Source organism: Herminiimonas sp. (assembly GCF_030655415.1).
This window is the reverse complement of record NZ_JAURVN010000004.1, coordinates 279,571-294,976: the sequence shown is the minus strand read 5'-3', so window position 1 is coordinate 294,976 and position 15,406 is coordinate 279,571. Positions and strand designations below refer to the sequence as shown.

The 15,406-nt window shown below is 43.9% G+C and carries 16 protein-coding genes; 6 read left to right on the top strand and 10 right to left on the bottom strand.

Features of this window, described 5'->3' with window-relative positions; all coding sequences use genetic code 11:
• Nucleotide 1 precedes the first annotated feature (1 nt).
• Genes Q7T66_RS03990 through Q7T66_RS03945 form a run of 10 tightly spaced genes read right to left on the bottom strand, consistent with a single transcriptional unit; the run spans nt 2 to nt 8,286 of the window.
• On the bottom strand, nt 2-877 hold the full coding sequence (locus tag Q7T66_RS03990) for a formyltransferase family protein (protein WP_304932005.1): 876 nt from the start codon (nt 875-877) through the stop codon (nt 2-4).
• The gene (locus Q7T66_RS03985) at nt 877-1,617 is read right to left on the bottom strand and encodes an SDR family NAD(P)-dependent oxidoreductase (RefSeq protein WP_304932004.1); all 741 of its coding nucleotides are present in this window, start codon (nt 1,615-1,617) and stop codon (nt 877-879) included. The genes Q7T66_RS03990 and Q7T66_RS03985 overlap by 1 nt, the downstream gene beginning before the upstream one ends.
• The gene (locus Q7T66_RS03980; RefSeq protein ID WP_304932003.1) at nt 1,607-1,846 is read right to left on the bottom strand and encodes an acyl carrier protein; all 240 of its coding nucleotides are present in this window, start codon (nt 1,844-1,846) and stop codon (nt 1,607-1,609) included. Before Q7T66_RS03980 ends, Q7T66_RS03985 begins: the two co-directional genes overlap by 11 nt.
• A 1-nt stretch (nt 1,847) precedes the next feature.
• Nucleotides 1,848-2,519: an acetyltransferase gene (locus tag Q7T66_RS03975; protein ID WP_304932002.1), complete on the bottom strand. Its 672-nt coding sequence runs from the start codon at nt 2,517-2,519 to the stop codon at nt 1,848-1,850.
• Nucleotides 2,516-3,463, bottom strand: a complete 948-nt coding sequence (locus Q7T66_RS03970) for a hypothetical protein (protein WP_304932001.1) — start codon at nt 3,461-3,463, stop codon at nt 2,516-2,518. Before Q7T66_RS03970 ends, Q7T66_RS03975 begins: the two co-directional genes overlap by 4 nt.
• 40 nt (nt 3,464-3,503) lie before the next feature.
• Nucleotides 3,504-4,469 carry a class I SAM-dependent methyltransferase gene (locus Q7T66_RS03965; RefSeq protein WP_304932000.1) on the bottom strand — a complete coding sequence of 322 codons (966 nt, stop codon included), beginning with the start codon at nt 4,467-4,469 and terminating at the stop codon, nt 3,504-3,506.
• A 7-nt stretch (nt 4,470-4,476) separates the two neighbouring features.
• Nucleotides 4,477-5,172, bottom strand: coding sequence for a class I SAM-dependent methyltransferase (locus Q7T66_RS03960; RefSeq protein WP_304931999.1), 696 nt, complete (start codon nt 5,170-5,172; stop codon nt 4,477-4,479).
• On the bottom strand, nt 5,147-6,082 hold the full coding sequence (locus Q7T66_RS03955) for a glycosyltransferase family 2 protein (protein ID WP_304931998.1): 936 nt from the start codon (nt 6,080-6,082) through the stop codon (nt 5,147-5,149). The genes Q7T66_RS03960 and Q7T66_RS03955 overlap by 26 nt, the downstream gene beginning before the upstream one ends.
• Nucleotides 6,079-6,798, bottom strand: coding sequence for a WbqC family protein (locus tag Q7T66_RS03950; RefSeq protein ID WP_370691613.1), 720 nt, complete (start codon nt 6,796-6,798; stop codon nt 6,079-6,081). Before Q7T66_RS03950 ends, Q7T66_RS03955 begins: the two co-directional genes overlap by 4 nt.
• 48 nt (nt 6,799-6,846) lie before the next feature.
• Nucleotides 6,847-8,286 (bottom strand): hypothetical protein, encoded by a 1,440-nt coding sequence (locus Q7T66_RS03945; RefSeq protein ID WP_304931996.1) that lies wholly within the window; start codon nt 8,284-8,286, stop codon nt 6,847-6,849.
• Between the two features lie 389 nt (nt 8,287-8,675).
• On the opposite strand from Q7T66_RS03945, the gene Q7T66_RS03940 reads away from it, so the two are divergent.
• The 6 genes from Q7T66_RS03940 to Q7T66_RS03915 are packed head-to-tail and all read left to right on the top strand — an operon-like array spanning nt 8,676 to nt 15,403.
• Nucleotides 8,676-10,049, top strand: coding sequence for a UDP-glucose/GDP-mannose dehydrogenase family protein (locus tag Q7T66_RS03940; protein ID WP_304931995.1), 1,374 nt, complete (start codon nt 8,676-8,678; stop codon nt 10,047-10,049).
• A gap of 18 nt (nt 10,050-10,067) precedes the next feature.
• Nucleotides 10,068-11,126, top strand: a complete 1,059-nt coding sequence (locus Q7T66_RS03935; protein WP_304931994.1) for a Gfo/Idh/MocA family protein — start codon at nt 10,068-10,070, stop codon at nt 11,124-11,126.
• Entirely contained in the window at nt 11,126-11,593 is a 468-nt protein-coding gene (locus Q7T66_RS03930) for a DapH/DapD/GlmU-related protein (RefSeq protein ID WP_304931993.1), read from the top strand. The genes Q7T66_RS03935 and Q7T66_RS03930 overlap by 1 nt, the downstream gene beginning before the upstream one ends.
• On the top strand, nt 11,590-12,690 hold the full coding sequence (locus Q7T66_RS03925) for a DegT/DnrJ/EryC1/StrS aminotransferase family protein (RefSeq protein WP_304931992.1): 1,101 nt from the start codon (nt 11,590-11,592) through the stop codon (nt 12,688-12,690). The genes Q7T66_RS03930 and Q7T66_RS03925 overlap by 4 nt, the downstream gene beginning before the upstream one ends.
• A complete protein-coding gene (locus Q7T66_RS03920) occupies nt 12,687-13,949 on the top strand; it encodes a lipopolysaccharide biosynthesis protein (protein ID WP_304931991.1) in 1,263 nt (420 codons plus the stop codon). Before Q7T66_RS03925 ends, Q7T66_RS03920 begins: the two co-directional genes overlap by 4 nt.
• The gene (locus Q7T66_RS03915) at nt 13,946-15,403 is read left to right on the top strand and encodes a hypothetical protein (RefSeq protein ID WP_304931990.1); all 1,458 of its coding nucleotides are present in this window, start codon (nt 13,946-13,948) and stop codon (nt 15,401-15,403) included. Before Q7T66_RS03920 ends, Q7T66_RS03915 begins: the two co-directional genes overlap by 4 nt.
• The last annotated feature ends 3 nt before the right edge of the window (nt 15,404-15,406 follow it).

Sequence of the window (15,406 nt, the reverse complement as noted above, 5' to 3'; positions counted from 1 at the left end):
ATTATAGGGAGAAGAGTTTTGTGCCGGTGGGTAATACCTCGTTGTCCAATGAGGTTATATCCATGAAGCGAAAAATGTCCCCATCTTTGCGAAAAACTATACTGTTTTCATAGCTAAAAGCAACAATGCCTTCATCAATTTCTGCCATCAATTCAACCAAAAAAGGATTCTTTATAAGCGTCGCTTGATAGAAGAGATATCTTTTGCCGTTTACTAAAAATTCACAGCCCTGAGAGCGATTACTAAATGCCTTCACCTTACGGAGGATTAGCTCATTTGATTCGCAAAAATTTATAATTCGATCTTCAGGCGCACGTTTATAGCTAATGTCATCAGGCTTATTTTTCTGTGCGATTTTTGGGGAAAAATTTAATTCCAAGGCTTCTCTGAAAGCTTTTTTTTCTGCAAAAAAACTGAGTTGATACATTAAAGAAACATCGACATCTGCAGAGTACGGGATTCGGACTTGGGAAATAATCGATCCAGTATCGATACCGTCATCCATGATGTGGCAGGTGGCTCCTGAGTCTTTGGCGTATAAAACTGAACCTATTACAGGGTCGACGCCGCGCAAATCTGGAAGGCAAGACGGGTGGATGTTGATGTAGTGCGCCGCAGGCATTTGCGATACCGGTAGGATATAAGGGCAGCCATTCGAAACTAAAACGTCGAATTGAATATTTTGGAGAATGTTTAATAATTCCTTTTTGCTGCTCACTACCAGATGGTCACGTAACCCTACTATTTCACCGTTCTTAATATCGCGCTCGAGATGAGTGCCCGATATGACAATGGCAGCTGCAATGTCAAGGCCAGCAGCAAGCATCTCCTGCAAGACAAACCGACGATTTCCGATAAATACAAAGCGCAGACCCATTAAATACTCAATCCGCCGTCAATACGTAACACTACGCCATTTATAAAATCATTTGTTACTAGAGACGCTACTCCTTGCGCTACTTCTTCAGCTTTGCCGAGGCGACGCAGCGGAGTGCTGGATTTGATATGTTTGATTATTGATTCGTTCAAGGCATCATTTGTCGAAACGGTGTCAATGAAACCCGGGGCTACGGCATTGCAACGTATGCCCAGTCTGCCCAGTTCTTTTGACCAGGTTACCGTCATCGCGTTGACTCCCGCTTTGGCGGCAGAGTAGGCTGTCTGTCCCTCATTTCCACAAGCACTGATGGAACTGATATTGACAATGCTTCCCTTGGTGCGACGCAAAACCATTTGCTCAACCACAGCAGACGTCATGATAAAAACGGAATCCAGATTTGCGGTGATAGATTTGCGAAATCTTTCATAGTCGTGCATTAATTCCGATGGCCGCATGATGTTGACCATGGGCTCACTGAATATTACGCCGGCGTTGTTGACCAACACGTCTATACGGCCATGTTGTTCGATAATGGCTTTAACTACCCCTTTTACATCGTCTGCACGTGTTACGTCCAGAAGGTGTTTTCCCATAGAGTCGGGTAAGGCAGCCAAAGCAACCGAGTCGAGGTCAGCGATCACCATAGTAGCTCCCTGATCTTCCAAATAGCTTGCAATCGCCAGTCCCAAGCCTTTAGCGCCGCCCGTTACCAATATGATTGCTCCCTCAAGCTTCAAGCTTGACTCCTTTTTCGATGAGAACCTCGTTGATATTGGCGACAGAATTTAATTTCACAATATCAGTGATTTCCAATGAAATATCAAACTCTCGTTCAAGAGACATGACGAGATCCATTTGTTTCAGAGAGTCCCAACTTCCCACCTGATCCTTAGTTAGTTCGGGAACAATTTGACTGGCGCGCAGGCCAAACACGTCCGTTAGAACAGAAATTAACTGCTTGTTCATATCAAACTCCAAAATATTTTACGTAATCCTGCGACGAATATCTAAGCTCTTCGCCTGATCTCGCCAAATGTACACTGGATGGTTTCGTGTTTTTTGTAATTAAGGCTCCAGCGCCTACTATGCAATATTCGTTAACAATAACTTCGTTAACGATGGTTGCATTAACTCCGATAAACACATTGCGCTCAACCTTCGACTGTCCTGAAATGACTGCGCCTGAGGCAATCCAGCAGTTTTCCGCAATTTTAGAGTGATGGGCAAGGGTGACGTTGGCCCACACCATACTATTGGCGCCAACTCTAACGTGCGGTTCAATTATCGTTGAAGGAAGTATCACGCAACCTTCTCCAAGCGGATGTTGCGTATAAACATTGGCATCGGGGTGGATATAAGTCTCTATGTGATATCCCATCTCCTTGATTCGATGGAACATTGATTCGCGACTACGATTCAGATCGTTGTATCCCATAGCCATAATGACTGAGCAATCTTTGACTTGGTGTACTTCTTGGAGGCGTGACAATCCGATAGTGTTCAATCCATCTATTCCACCATGCTCAAGATATTCATCGTCAACGGTCAGCGCGACAACGTTGTATCGGGCATCTTGTTTTAGATAGCTGAAAAGTATGTCGGCCGTAACTGCATTGCCAGCTAGAATGATTTTCTTCATTGCGTATCTTTCAGTACCGCTAAGCCAAAACCTGTTTTGCCGTAGCCATTCCCGTTATAAAGCATATAAAATTGCCCAAGATGTTCGAATACATATGGATAGCAAATCATTTCGCTGTCCCAGCCCTCAGGGGAGACATCGATGCCAGCAATTGCATCATTGCGATCCCATTTCAAACCATCTTGTGATGAAGCAAAGCCAATGCGATATGTTTTGATATTTTTTGTGGCTCGATGTGCGAACCACATGAAGTAAGTATTTTCACTATAATAAACAGTGGGACGGCCAAATGCATATTCATACTCGTCTGCAAATGGCAGGCACATTCCAGGATCGCAAGTCCAGTCTATTCCGTCGGGTGAATGGGCATGATGGATGCCATAGTGATGGCTCCAACCTTCCTCTGTTTTAGTCCATTTAATTCCTGAGTTGTACCAAGTATGCCAAGTGTCACCATCGACGTGAAATGCCGTCGCCGCGGCAAATAATGGATTGTGTTTGTCACGTCCGAGTACTGGCCCCAAAAAATCTTTTGTCAGGGTTAGATTTACGAAATCAAGTGTGGCTCTCCCCGTGTCGCAAATCCACATTCCTTCGGGAAGATTTTGCCAGCCGACGTAGTACAAGTAATGTTTTTCATTGTGTTTAATAAGGCATACGCTAATTGCACCATCGCAGTCAAAGCATCCTGGCGCCCCCGGCGGCATTGCAAGTTTTGGCGTTCCTGTCAGGCACATTTGTCCATTGGAAATCGTGGCGTATGACAAGAAGACATGGGACTTGCGTGCTGAATCGCGACAAGTAAATGCAACTACAAAGATATCGTCTTTGTAGTGAATGGCGCAAGGGTGTGAGCCATGGGTGAAGCCAGGTACATTAGGCTCAAAAACTACTCCTGTTTTTTCCCATTGAAATGATTCGCCACTTTGCAAGCGGTTTTTCATTTGATCTCCCAAACACAATTATTTTTACTATTCATATTCATCAAGAACAGCCTTTTTCCAGCAAACGTTCCAGTAGTTCTACACGACTAATTCCTTGTCGTTCGGCCTCTGCATACAAACGATCTTTTAAAGCGGGATTAACACCTTCCAGTTGTCCAAGGTAACGCGAACGAATGCTGCCCCCCCTTTTGCCTACGTGAGGGACGTCAATATCAATGTAAGGAGGATTTTCAGAGACGATAAAATCTATTACAAAAAAGCAATTACTTACCTCCCATGACAAATTAACCGCATGGGCAGTTTCAGGGAGCAATGTAAGTGGGGCATCAAAATCGTAAAGGGAATTATTCTTGATCAGCATTTTCCCTATTTCTGTGGATTTGAGCCACGGCGCGCAACCTTCGTCACTAATGACTATTTTTCCACCGGGTTTCACGACTCGGTTCATCTCCGCGATACCTTTTTTGATGTCGGGAAATAAATTAAGTCCGCCGAAATGATACGCGGCGTCAAAAACATTCTCTGCAAATGGTAAATTTGTCGCGTCGCTGCAGGAAAAATGAATGTCTATACCTAACTCCGCCACTTTAGGAGCGTGTCGTTCTACTCCGGCAAGCAACATTTGTTTGGCAATATCTTGAGCATATATAACACCTGATCCTCCCAAGCGTTCTGCGATGTACGGCAAATCATTGCCGGCCCCTGCGCCAGTGATGAGAATAGTTTGACCCTTAGATAGTCCTAGTCGAGCAATCAGGCTTGTCCGCAAACTATCTTCATCTGTACCAAATGTTTTAAAAACCCATCGTAAAGAGTTGTCATGAATGTTCGCAGCGTCCTTCAGCGCATATTCGTTAACATCCTCTTTCTGAAAAGCGAAAAGTGGTACTTTAGTTCCTTCTGAATAGGGAAAAAAGTGTCCGTTTGAACACTGTAAGCCACCAGTTTCTTCGCGGAGGGAGGCGTGGTTACAAGAGACCTCCGTACAGCAATAATATGCACTCATTTATTCGTTATCCTTTTTGACAAACTACCCAAAATACACGTTCTTCAATACCGTAATAATCGTTATCGGCGGAGCCAAACGAAAAATTCTTGAAAAGTGGGTAAAAATATTGTTCGATCTCTTCTTTGGCTGCAAAGCCGTGAAGACGGTACCCGTTACGATTATTGTAGGGATCGTTTTTAACCACCAAGGAGCCGTCAGACAGTTCTTCTGCATCGTTGAATATATAAGACGATTTGTTCGCTACCGATGCAACCAAAAATCCACCTGTTTTGAGAACTCGCGAATACTCTTTCAAATTATCTCGTAAAGATTGCCCTTCATCGCAGTAATAACAAGAGTGGCATGCCAAGATATAGTCGAACGATTCATCCTTATAAGGAATGCTGCTGTTCCTTCCAAGTTTCAAATTTGCATTGAACCCAAGACTAGAGAGTCGCGTTTTAGCTTGGTCCACAATTCCTTGCGTTATTTCGATTCCACTTACGTCTAAACCAAGATCGCACAGTAGCCCCGTATTTCTTCCATCTCCAAATCCCACGTCTAGAACGGAGTCTCCGGCTATTGGTTTTTTAAAATTAAGATGCGGATACTTTGCCAGAAAGGTCCTTACTACAAATTCGGTCGGATATACCTTCGAGCTAGCTCGTTCAGAATAGTGACGTTCATAACTAGAATTAATGTTGTTGTTCTGATTTTCCATATACATTCCTGACGATTACATAAGGTCGTTGTTTTGTCTCAGAAAATATCTTCGCAAGATAAATTCCAATAATTCCGATGAAAGAAATAATCATGCCCCCCAATAGCCAAACGGAAACCATAATCGATGTCCATCCGTCAACCGAACGCGACATAATAAAGTGGTTAATCACTAAAAGAAAGGTATAGAAAAGCGCGCCCAAAAATACAAAAGCTCCGATCAAAAAGATCAGTTTGAGTGGTACGTCGCTAAATGATGTGACGGCATTGACCAAGTGACTAATTTTTTTTGCAGTGCTATAGGTGGTAGCGCTCGTCATATGTTTTTTAACGGTTTGAGAGCACTGCTTGAAGCCGGTGATCACCCAAAGGCAGGAGATGACGGCTTCCACTTCCCTGTGGCTTAATAGCGCATCGACGTAGCGACGGGACATTAGCCTTGAAGTGGTGATGTTCCGGGGATGATCAATGTTAAGCAACCAATTGAGCACAGTGTAATGGATGGCGCCACTCCATCTCTCAAACCAACCGCCCTTGCGTTGTTGTTGAGTGCCATAAACCACGTCAGCATGTTCAGCATTTATTTGCTCGGAAAAACTGATCAACCATTCCGGCTCTTCTTCCAGATCTGTATCAATGAGAAAAACAAGTTCACCTTTCGATTGTTCGAGGCCGGCTCGCATAGCCTTATGGTGACCAAAATTACGTGAAAGGTCCACGACTACAACGTGCTCGTCCATTTCCGTCAGTTGTACAGCGAGGTCAAGGCTGTTATCAGGAGAGCCGTCGTTGACAAATACTATTTCGTAGTCATCGCCAACCAGTTTCTTGGCGGACGCACTGACACGTTGATAAAATTCGGCGATATATGGCGCGGATTTATAGAGGGTCGCAACGATAGAGAGCTTCACAGGCTTATTTTTTCCATATAAAGGTGAGAGTCTTCACCGCAGTTGAAAATCAGATCAAGAATTGTCACTCCGTGGCAAAACGATCCCCATAACTGGGGATACTCTCGATAATTAGAGTAATCAGCCCAGTGGACTGCGATGCCTCGATCTGCGAACACGCTGGTTTCTATGTAATCCTTGGCCGAAGGGCCTGACAAATAATGCGTCGCTCCAGCCTGAGTGCAAAGATCTGCCAATCTCTCGGATTTTCCATCTATTAACTTGTAGTCCCACGAATTAGTAATGGCCGTCTCAATTTTCAAATAAGTACAAATCGCCTGAATAAAGCTTCGATTTAATTGCGAAATATGACTATAAGAAGTCGCTACATACAATGGCTCAAGCCATGCGGCTATTTCGTGGAAGTATGGTGCACGGCGATAATTTTGAGCTAGTGCTTTCCAATGATGAAGAGCCCATTCTGCGCCGTCAATTTCGGTGTCTCTAATTTTTTGATCGTATTTTCCTTTGACAAGAACAGGCACAGTTAACCACTGCACCCCCTGAGGTGTCTTGATCTGATTGCGGTTACGCCAGTCTCGTCGGGTGTACTGCATGTCGTCGAAAAGAATGAACTCATCCACTGCAGCGATCATGTCGAAGTAGCCTTTCCAAGGAATATAGTTGGATTGGACAATGGCTACTTTTTTTTCTTTCTCTATTTGCACGGGCGATATCAATTTAGGAAATTAAAATACGTTTTGAATAGACGGTTCATCTTCGCTTTAATGTTTTAATGTCTTGAGTGTTACAGGTGTTACGCTGAACTCTATTTCTCTAAAAAGAGTACTAAGCAATGAGTGTGAATCTCTCAAATTTATCGTGATTAATATTGACGCTGCTGAATCGGTTCTCGTATGTGAGCCAGCTTTGTAGTGAGCTTGAAAGTATTTATCAAAATTTCCATGTTGATATTGAAATAATTCATTTGGTTGAATCCCAAAGTGATTTTGGTTGCCAGTTGCGTGCTCTAAAAGTCCATTCCATTCGTAGAAACGATATTCACGGCCAATAGCATTGAGGGACTTTGTTTGGTCATTAAATATCACTAAATCGGCACGGTTAATTGCAACAGCATTTTCCGTCATGAAATTTAGTAGTTGAGACTGTTTTTTCCAATCTAGGATGAACGAGTAGTACGTAGTTAAACCGTAACTGAAACAAACTGCCATCAATGTTGCGACAATTACAGTTTTTATGCGGTTCTGAAATAATTGCAATATTGCGACAATTACTAAGGCCGAACCCAGCGGAAAAAGTAATTGATGCCTAGATGACCATTCGTTGAAAGTCGGTGTCAGACCAAGTATCCAATAAGGTAAGCCAGCCAGAAATAGCGCCAAACAGCCAAGTAAAAATAAGGGCAGAGTTTTTACTTCATGTGCCAACAGATTTTGAAAACTCCATTTTTTTGCGAAAATATAAGTTATGGGTAGTAACACGAGAAAGAGATAAGGGTTAACGCGAAAGTTTACAGCGTCCTTTAACTGAGCCTTGATTGCACTACGGATGTTGTTAAAGCTGTAAAGTTGGTTATAGTTCTCGTATAAGCCCGTTGGTGAATAAAAATAGACCTTAACAAAATAAAATAGAAATGGAAGTATTAGAAAATCTGGATATTTAACTACGACTGAAAAGAAGGTTTTATGATTTTTTAAATAGCCTTGGCGGTACATTAAATCAAGCATTGGTAAAGCGTAGAAGACGAGTAAGGAATTTATGTTGAAGCTTAGAAAAAACAATCCCAATGCCAAAATGCGATTTCGATCAATCAGGTACCAAGCGTATAAAAACAAAAAAAGCCCGAAACTATAACCAAAATCAATTAGGGCTACGCGAGCCATGTTGAATGGCAGAATCAAAAAAAGAAGGACTAGAATAAATCGATTTTCCTCGGAAAAAATTGCTATTCTTTTCAGGATGGAATTGAGCAAAATTCCCGACGAAAACATCAGTAGAAAAGTTAGAACCTTATAGATCCACGGCCCGATCTTGAGCATATATACATGCATATATGCTGCCAAATTGAACATTGCGCCCGCTTGTTGCAGTGTGTCAAAAATGACGTTCGGCTCTGTCCGATAGAAAACCCAATCGTCCCAAAAAATTGCATTTGGAATTAGTAAAATTCCACCATGCATAATGACGTAAAAGATTCCTAGCAAAAAAATTTCGTTATGCTTTAAATTTGAATTTTTGAATACCATTGTCTTTTGGCTGCAAGGCTTGCTTGTAGTTTTTAAGCGTTTTTAATTTTTCTTATCGCTTAAATAACTGATTTTAATATATCGAACCACGATGGTTTTATTATTACTCGGGTGGGGAGTATGGCTGCAGCATTATACTGGTACCTCTTTCATATATGTTGCCTAGCTAATAATAATAGATCGTGCTAGAGTCGCGCAGCGTTATTTAGGTGAAAAATTGTTCAATTAATCTGAGTTCGCGGGCATCAGTTTTAATGTATGGCGAGGTGTTTGCTGAGCCTTGTCAGTGTATTAGCTGCGTCTGTTTAAAAATTCAAGATTAACCGTTTTATGATCGTCTTGTAAAAATGAAAATTACCGTTATAGGCACGGGCTATGTTGGCTTGGTCACAGGCGCTTGCTTAGCAGAACTTGGAAACAATGTTCTGTGTGTTGATGTTGATACGCACAAAATAGCTGTTTTAAATAATGGTGGAGTACCCATTCATGAGCTTGGGCTGAAGGAGCTCATTGTTCGCAATGTGAACGCTGGGAGACTTCGGTTCTCCGATGATATTGTCGCTGGCGCGAATTTTGGCGATATCCAATTTATCGCTGTTGGTACGCCTCCGGATGAGGATGGCTCGGCTGATCTTCAATATGTTTTGTCCGCAGCGCGAAATATTGGCGCACATCTCTCCGAATTTAAGGTTGTCGTTAATAAATCTACTGTCCCTGTGGGGACGGCGGATAAGGTTGGCGCTGTAATCCAGGAGGAACTGGATAAGAGAGGGGAAACGGATATACGTTTTTCGGTTGTCTCAAATCCAGAGTTTCTGAAAGAGGGCGTTGCCATCGAGGATTTTATGCGTCCAGATCGCATAGTGATCGGGACTAATATGGACGAAGCCGGGCAAAAGGCGCAGGAAATTATGAATGCGCTTTACGCTCCTTTTGTTCGTAATCACAACAGAATACTTTTTATGGATTTGCGCTCGGCCGAATTTACCAAGTATGCGGCCAATGCGATGCTGGCAACGCGTATCAGCTTTATGAATGAGTTGGCTAACTTGGCTGATGATGTTGGCGCGGATATTGAATTGGTACGCCAAGGAATAGGATCCGATCCTCGAATCGGTTATAGCTTCCTTTATGCGGGTACTGGTTATGGTGGTTCTTGTTTTCCTAAAGATGTCCAGGCATTAATTCATATTGCACAAGAAAACGGCAGTCGTTTGCATGTCCTTGAGGCGGTAGAGAAAGCCAACGAATACCAAAAAAATATACTCACAAAAAAAATTGAAGCGCGTTTGGGGCATGACCTGACGGGAATGACTTTTGCCGTTTGGGGTCTGGCGTTCAAGCCAGATACAGACGATATGCGCGCAGCCCCAAGTCGAGTCGTTGTGCGCGAACTACTTGCCCGAGGCGCTGCTGTACGTGCTTATGATCCGGTCGCCATTGATGAGGCCAAGCGTGTTTTTGCTATGGATTTAGAGGATGAACCAGCCTTGCTTGCGCGTCTGGAATATTCGACGGATGCTCTTGACGCAGTGGCTGGCGCGGACGGTTTGGTAATCATGACCGAGTGGAAGGCTTTCCGCAGTCCGGATCTGAAACAACTGAAAACCCTGCTGAAAACGCCTTATATTTTTGATGGCCGTAATTTGTATGACCCTGCATTATGCAAATCCGTAGGTATCGAATACTTCGGCGTGGGCCGAGGTCATATCAAGTCATAATTTTTAAATGGTAAGAATATGTTGAATTTTGCGTTAGTGGGTTGCGGTCGAATTGCTAAAAGACATTCTGAACTTTTAGGTCATGGACAAATTGCGGGAGCACGACTTGTTGCGGTCTGCGATGTAATCGCAGATAAGGCTCAACGAATTGGGCAAGAGTTCTCGGTTCCACATTTTGCGGATATGCATGAAATGATGCGTTCAGCAGATATTGATGTGATCGTTGTTTTGACTGAAAGTGGCCTTCATGCGGAGCATGTCATGGCACTCGCACCCTATGGTAAGCATATCGTTGTAGAGAAGCCTATGGCTTTGGCATTAAGCGATGCAGACGCAATGATTGCTGCTTGTGATCAAGCTGGAGTCAAGCTGTTTGTTGTAAAGCAAAACCGTTTTAATGTCCCGATAGTCAAGTTGCGGGAAGCACTTGAGCAAAAGCGGTTTGGGAAGTTGGTTATGGGGACGGTTCGTGTGAGATGGTGTAGACCTCAAGCTTACTATGATCAAGATTCCTGGCGTGGTACGTGGGCTTTGGATGGTGGGGTTTTAACGAATCAGGCTAGCCATCATGTCGATTTGCTCGAGTGGATGATGGGGGAAGTCGATAGTGTATGTGCCATGAGCAATACGGCTTTAGTCGATATTGAAGCAGAAGATACGGCAGTCGTCATTTTACGTTTCAAGAATGGTGCGCTCGGAGTTATTGAGGCAACTACTGCTGTTCGCCCTTCTGATCTGGAAGGTTCTCTCTCCATTTTGGGCGCGGGCGGCACAGTAGAGGTCGCAGGATTTGCAGTTAATAAAATGAAGACCTGGAATTTTGTTGAGCCTATTCCAGGCGATGAAGATGTCATGGAGACGTATTCAGTCAATCCGCCAAATGTATATGGTTTTGGGCACCACGCTTACTATGAGCATGTTGTTGATTGCTTGACGAATGACAAAAAACATATGGTTGATGGGCTCGAAGGACGCAAGAGTTTAGAGCTGATCAATGCAATTTACGAGTCTGTCGAAACTGGTCGCGAAGTTGCGTTGCGATATCGTGCAAAACATTCCAAGCTCGGTGTGCGCTGATGTCTGATCCGATAGTCAAACATGCCAGCATCGTAAATGTGCAGTTTGGCGATAATGTAACCGTTGTACAGCCCGTGAATCTTTACGGCTGTAAATTGGGCAATGGTGTGTTCATCGGACCTTTTGTCGAAATTCAGAAAACGGCATCAGTGGGTGCGCGTACAAAAGTCCAATCGCATGCCTTTATATGTGAGTTAGTCACGATTGGCGATGATTGTTTCATAGGCCATGGGGTCATGTTTATTAATGATACGTTTGCAACGGGTGGCCCGGCAAACGGGAATAAATCGCTTTGGCAGTCGACAAGCGTAGGAAACCGAGTCTCCATAGGGAGCAATGCTTCTATATTGCCAGTTTCGATTTGCGATGATGTGGTAATTGGTGCAGGTGCTGTGGTTGTTAAAAATATTACGGAGCCGGGGGTGTATGTCGGTAATCCCGTTAGAAAAATCAGGGATATAGAATGATCAAGTTTCTTGATTTGGCCGCTCAATACGAGACCATCAAGCCGGAAATTGATGCTGCGATTGCAAGCGTTATACGAGAGTCCGCTTTTATTGGGGGTAAGCACCTTACGGATTTTGAGCGTAAATTCGCCGAGTATGCTCAAGTGAAGCATTGCGTTGGGGTTGCGAACGGCACGGATGCTTTGGAAATTGCTATTGAAGCGGCTAACCTTCCATCAGGTTCGGAAATTATCGTACCCGGCAATAGTTTTATCGCCAGTAGTGAAGCGGTAACACGATGTGGCCATACAGTAGTTTTCGCTGATGTCGATCATGGAAGCTATACAATTTCGGCAGACACTGTTCGAGCCAAAATTACCGCGCGAACAAAAGCAATTATTGCAGTACACATTTATGGACATCCGTGTGAGATGGACGGCCTGTTGTCCTTATGCGAAGAGTTTGGTCTAACCTTGATAGAAGATTGCGCGCAGGCGCATGGTGCCGAGTATAAAGGTCGTCGTGTGGGCGGAATCGGGCATCTGGCGGCTTTTAGTTTTTATCCAGGAAAAAATCTGGGCGCCTACGGGGATGCTGGTGCCGTTACTACCCAGGATGATGCACTTGCTATACGTGTTCGCATGATCGCTAATCATGGCCGCATTGCTAAATATGATCACCAATTTGAAGGCCGTAACTCACGTTTGGACGGCATGCAAGCGGCGATTCTTGGTGTCAAATTGACGCACATCGATCATTGGACGAAGCGACGCATTGAGATCGCTGATTACTATCTGCAAAATTTGCCTGACAATATCGATTTGATTTTGCCAGAGCGCAAGTCTTGGGCTCGTCAGGTTTATCATCTGTTTGTCCTGCGGACAACACGCAGGGATCAAATGAAGGCTTTTCTGAATGCGCGCGGAATAGAAACTGGTGTGCACTATCCGATTGCGTTGCCAAAACTTAATGCATATAAGTATTTAGGCGAGCCTGACGCCAATGCCTTTTATAACCAAACAGACTCCACCTTGCTGAGCTTGCCTATAGGAGAACACTTGACTCTGGAAGATGCTGAGCAGGTGACGTTGGCGGTTCGGGAATTTTTTGCCCAATGATCATTCGGGGAAATTTTGTTGGCCCCGCATTGATTTATACCCTTACCAATGCTTTAAGTGCTGCCATTCCCTTTTTTCTCTTGCCGATACTCACGCGAGTTTTGACGCCTGAGCAGTACGGAATTGTTGCCATGTTTTCGGTAGTCGTGACTGTCTTTGGAGCTTTCACGGGCTTGAGCGTGCATGGTGCGATTGGTATTCGCTATTTTGAGCAAGATAGGTTTGAGCTTCGACGTTATATCGGTACGTGTTTAGTCATCCTTCTCATTAGTACGATGGTTGTTTTTGCTGCCGTTTTGCTCGGAATGCCTGTATTGGAACGATTTACGAAAATTCCCGGAACATGGCTGTTAATTGCCGTACTGGTTTCTGGAGCGCAATTCGTTATTCAGATTCAGTTGGTAATTTGGCAGTCGAGTCGCAAACCATGGCAATTTGGCTTTTTCCGCATTGGGCAAACGGCATGTGATGCCACTAGCTCCCTGATTTTCATACTTGGTTTGGGAATGGCTTGGGAGGGGCGCGTTGGTGGTATTGCACTGGCTACCATTGGGTTTATGGCGTTTGCTTTATACCGATTGAATGCAATGCAATTGCTGGCAATGCCTGATCGCGGTTACGCAAAGGATGCGTTGGCGTTTGGCGTGCCACTCATACCGCATGTGATTGGTGGCATGTTGATAGTCATGGTAGATCGATTCTTGATCAGTAACGTGCTTGACGTCGCTGCGACCGGTATCTACATGGTCGCCATGCAAATAGGTATGGCGCTTGGCTTACTTACCGATTCCTTTAATCGTGCGTTTTCTCCCTGGTTAATTGAGTCATTGAGACAAGATGATGCGGTTCGTGATCAGGTGATCGTGAAATACACTTATCTTTATTTCTTGATTGTGTGCGGCATCGCATTGTCGCTTGGTCTATCAGCGCCGTTCTTGCTGAGTATATTTATAGGCGATCAATATCAATCTGCTGCAAGTATCGTGATCTATATCGCGATGGGATTTGCTTTTGGCGGGATGTACTATATGGTGACAAACTATATATTTTATGCAGGCAAAACTCCGATGTTGGCAGTTGTTACGCTCGTCAGCGGCCTATTTAATATTGCAATTACCTATTATCTGCTTCAAAAAAATGGTCTGATCGGAGCAGCTCAGGGCTTTATGCTTTCGCAAGCGCTTACCTTTTTGGGCGCATGGTGGCTTGCGCAGAAAGCTAGGCCAATGCCGTGGCGTTTGGCGGTCAAGCCGGCATGAATAAAAAATCAGAAAAATTTTTGAGTTTAAAAGACATTCTGCAAGTCGAAAACGATCAAAGAATTCTTGACGTGCGCTGCACGCAAACGGGCATTCCTCTATGGACCATGATACGTGTGCCTTTTATTCGTATGATTATGTCCGATATGCTGTACGGGACACCATTAAATGGGTATGGCGCAATCGGATCGAAGTTCAACGCGGCCACTTCTTTAAGCAAAGCATTACTTCATAACATCCGTTTTGGCAAAGACAGTAAAAAAGCTGATATTTTATTGATGTCCCATGGCTTGGGAAACCAATTAAAGGATGGTCTTTGGTTTAATCGTTTAGGTGATCATTTTGCACTCGCTCACTCAAATCAAACCTTGTTAGTTGAAGATTTCTTTAAATGGCAATGGCCATTTCCGCGTCATAATCAAAACATACTTTTACATGCACCGACTCAGGCATTTGCTGCTTTTGCTGGAAAAATTTCTAGTGGCCGCAAGCATCGTGAGCAGGCACATCATCTGGTTTCCATAATTCAGGACAACGCACGTCAATTGCTCGGTTGGGAATTGGGTGCAAAACGTTTCGACTGGCTTGTCACTTCATTGGCGCGGAAATCAGCTGCGATTCCATGGCTTTACGCTCATTATCAACGTCTGCTTACACAGGTACACCCCAAAATATTGATCAAAGAGGAGGCATGTTATGGGCCTTCTTCTGTATTGATTCGTGCTGCCCGCGACTTGGGCATACATACTGCCGAGTATCAGCACGGTTCGGTATCTGCTGGACACGACGCCTATAATTTCGCCGATCTTATCTGTAAGGATGATGAATATCGAAAAACTCTCCCTGACTATTTTTTGAGTTACGGACGTTGGTGGGGGGGGCAGATTAATGCTCCGATCAAAAAGGTTGATATCGGAAATCCACACAGAACTGCACGATTAGAAGAATATTGCGATTATCAGCAACAAGAGCGTATCGACATTCTGATTTTAGGGGACGGTATTGAAACGGATCTATATATTCGTTTGGCACAACAACTCGCCGATACTGTAGATGAAAGATTCCAAGTAGTTTTTCGACCGCATCCTATAGAGAAAAACGCTGTCTTGGAACGGTTTCCTGAAGGGAGAATTGATAAAATAAGGATAGACCTAAATTCGGATATTTATCAAAGCTTCTTCAGTGCGCATGCCGTTGTGAGTGAGCTTTCAACTGGCCTGTTTGAAGCTGTTGGTTTAGTAGGCAATATTTTCATTTGGGATACGGCTAAAGCACGGTTTTGTTATCCGCAACATCCATTTAGCACGTTTAGCGATTCGAATGATTTGGTAAGTCAACTTAGTGGTCGCGCACAAAAATATATAAAAGCGGTGCAAGAGAGTGATATATGGCAGCCGGATTGGCGTAAAAATTATGACGGCTTTCTTGCAGGACTTGGAATACATGCGAACTGAAAA

What these genes read in the sequence shown, in the direction of transcription:
- Q7T66_RS03990 (WP_304932005.1), bottom strand. Translation starts at nt 877, where the DNA reads ATGGGTCTGCGCTTTGTATTTATCGGAAATCGTCGGTTTGTCTTGCAG.
- Q7T66_RS03980 (WP_304932003.1), bottom strand. Translation starts at nt 1,846, where the DNA reads ATGAACAAGCAGTTAATTTCTGTTCTAACGGACGTGTTTGGCCTGCGC.
- Q7T66_RS03975 (WP_304932002.1), bottom strand. Translation starts at nt 2,519, where the DNA reads ATGAAGAAAATCATTCTAGCTGGCAATGCAGTTACGGCCGACATACTT.
- Q7T66_RS03970 (WP_304932001.1), bottom strand. Translation starts at nt 3,463, where the DNA reads ATGAAAAACCGCTTGCAAAGTGGCGAATCATTTCAATGGGAAAAAACA.
- Q7T66_RS03965 (WP_304932000.1), bottom strand. Translation starts at nt 4,469, where the DNA reads ATGAGTGCATATTATTGCTGTACGGAGGTCTCTTGTAACCACGCCTCC.
- Q7T66_RS03960 (WP_304931999.1), bottom strand. Translation starts at nt 5,172, where the DNA reads ATGGAAAATCAGAACAACAACATTAATTCTAGTTATGAACGTCACTAT.
- Q7T66_RS03940 (WP_304931995.1), top strand. Translation starts at nt 8,676, where the DNA reads ATGAAAATTACCGTTATAGGCACGGGCTATGTTGGCTTGGTCACAGGC.
- Q7T66_RS03935 (WP_304931994.1), top strand. Translation starts at nt 10,068, where the DNA reads ATGTTGAATTTTGCGTTAGTGGGTTGCGGTCGAATTGCTAAAAGACAT.
- Q7T66_RS03930 (WP_304931993.1), top strand. Translation starts at nt 11,126, where the DNA reads ATGTCTGATCCGATAGTCAAACATGCCAGCATCGTAAATGTGCAGTTT.
- Q7T66_RS03925 (WP_304931992.1), top strand. Translation starts at nt 11,590, where the DNA reads ATGATCAAGTTTCTTGATTTGGCCGCTCAATACGAGACCATCAAGCCG.
- Q7T66_RS03920 (WP_304931991.1), top strand. Translation starts at nt 12,687, where the DNA reads ATGATCATTCGGGGAAATTTTGTTGGCCCCGCATTGATTTATACCCTT.
- Q7T66_RS03915 (WP_304931990.1), top strand. Translation starts at nt 13,946, where the DNA reads ATGAATAAAAAATCAGAAAAATTTTTGAGTTTAAAAGACATTCTGCAA.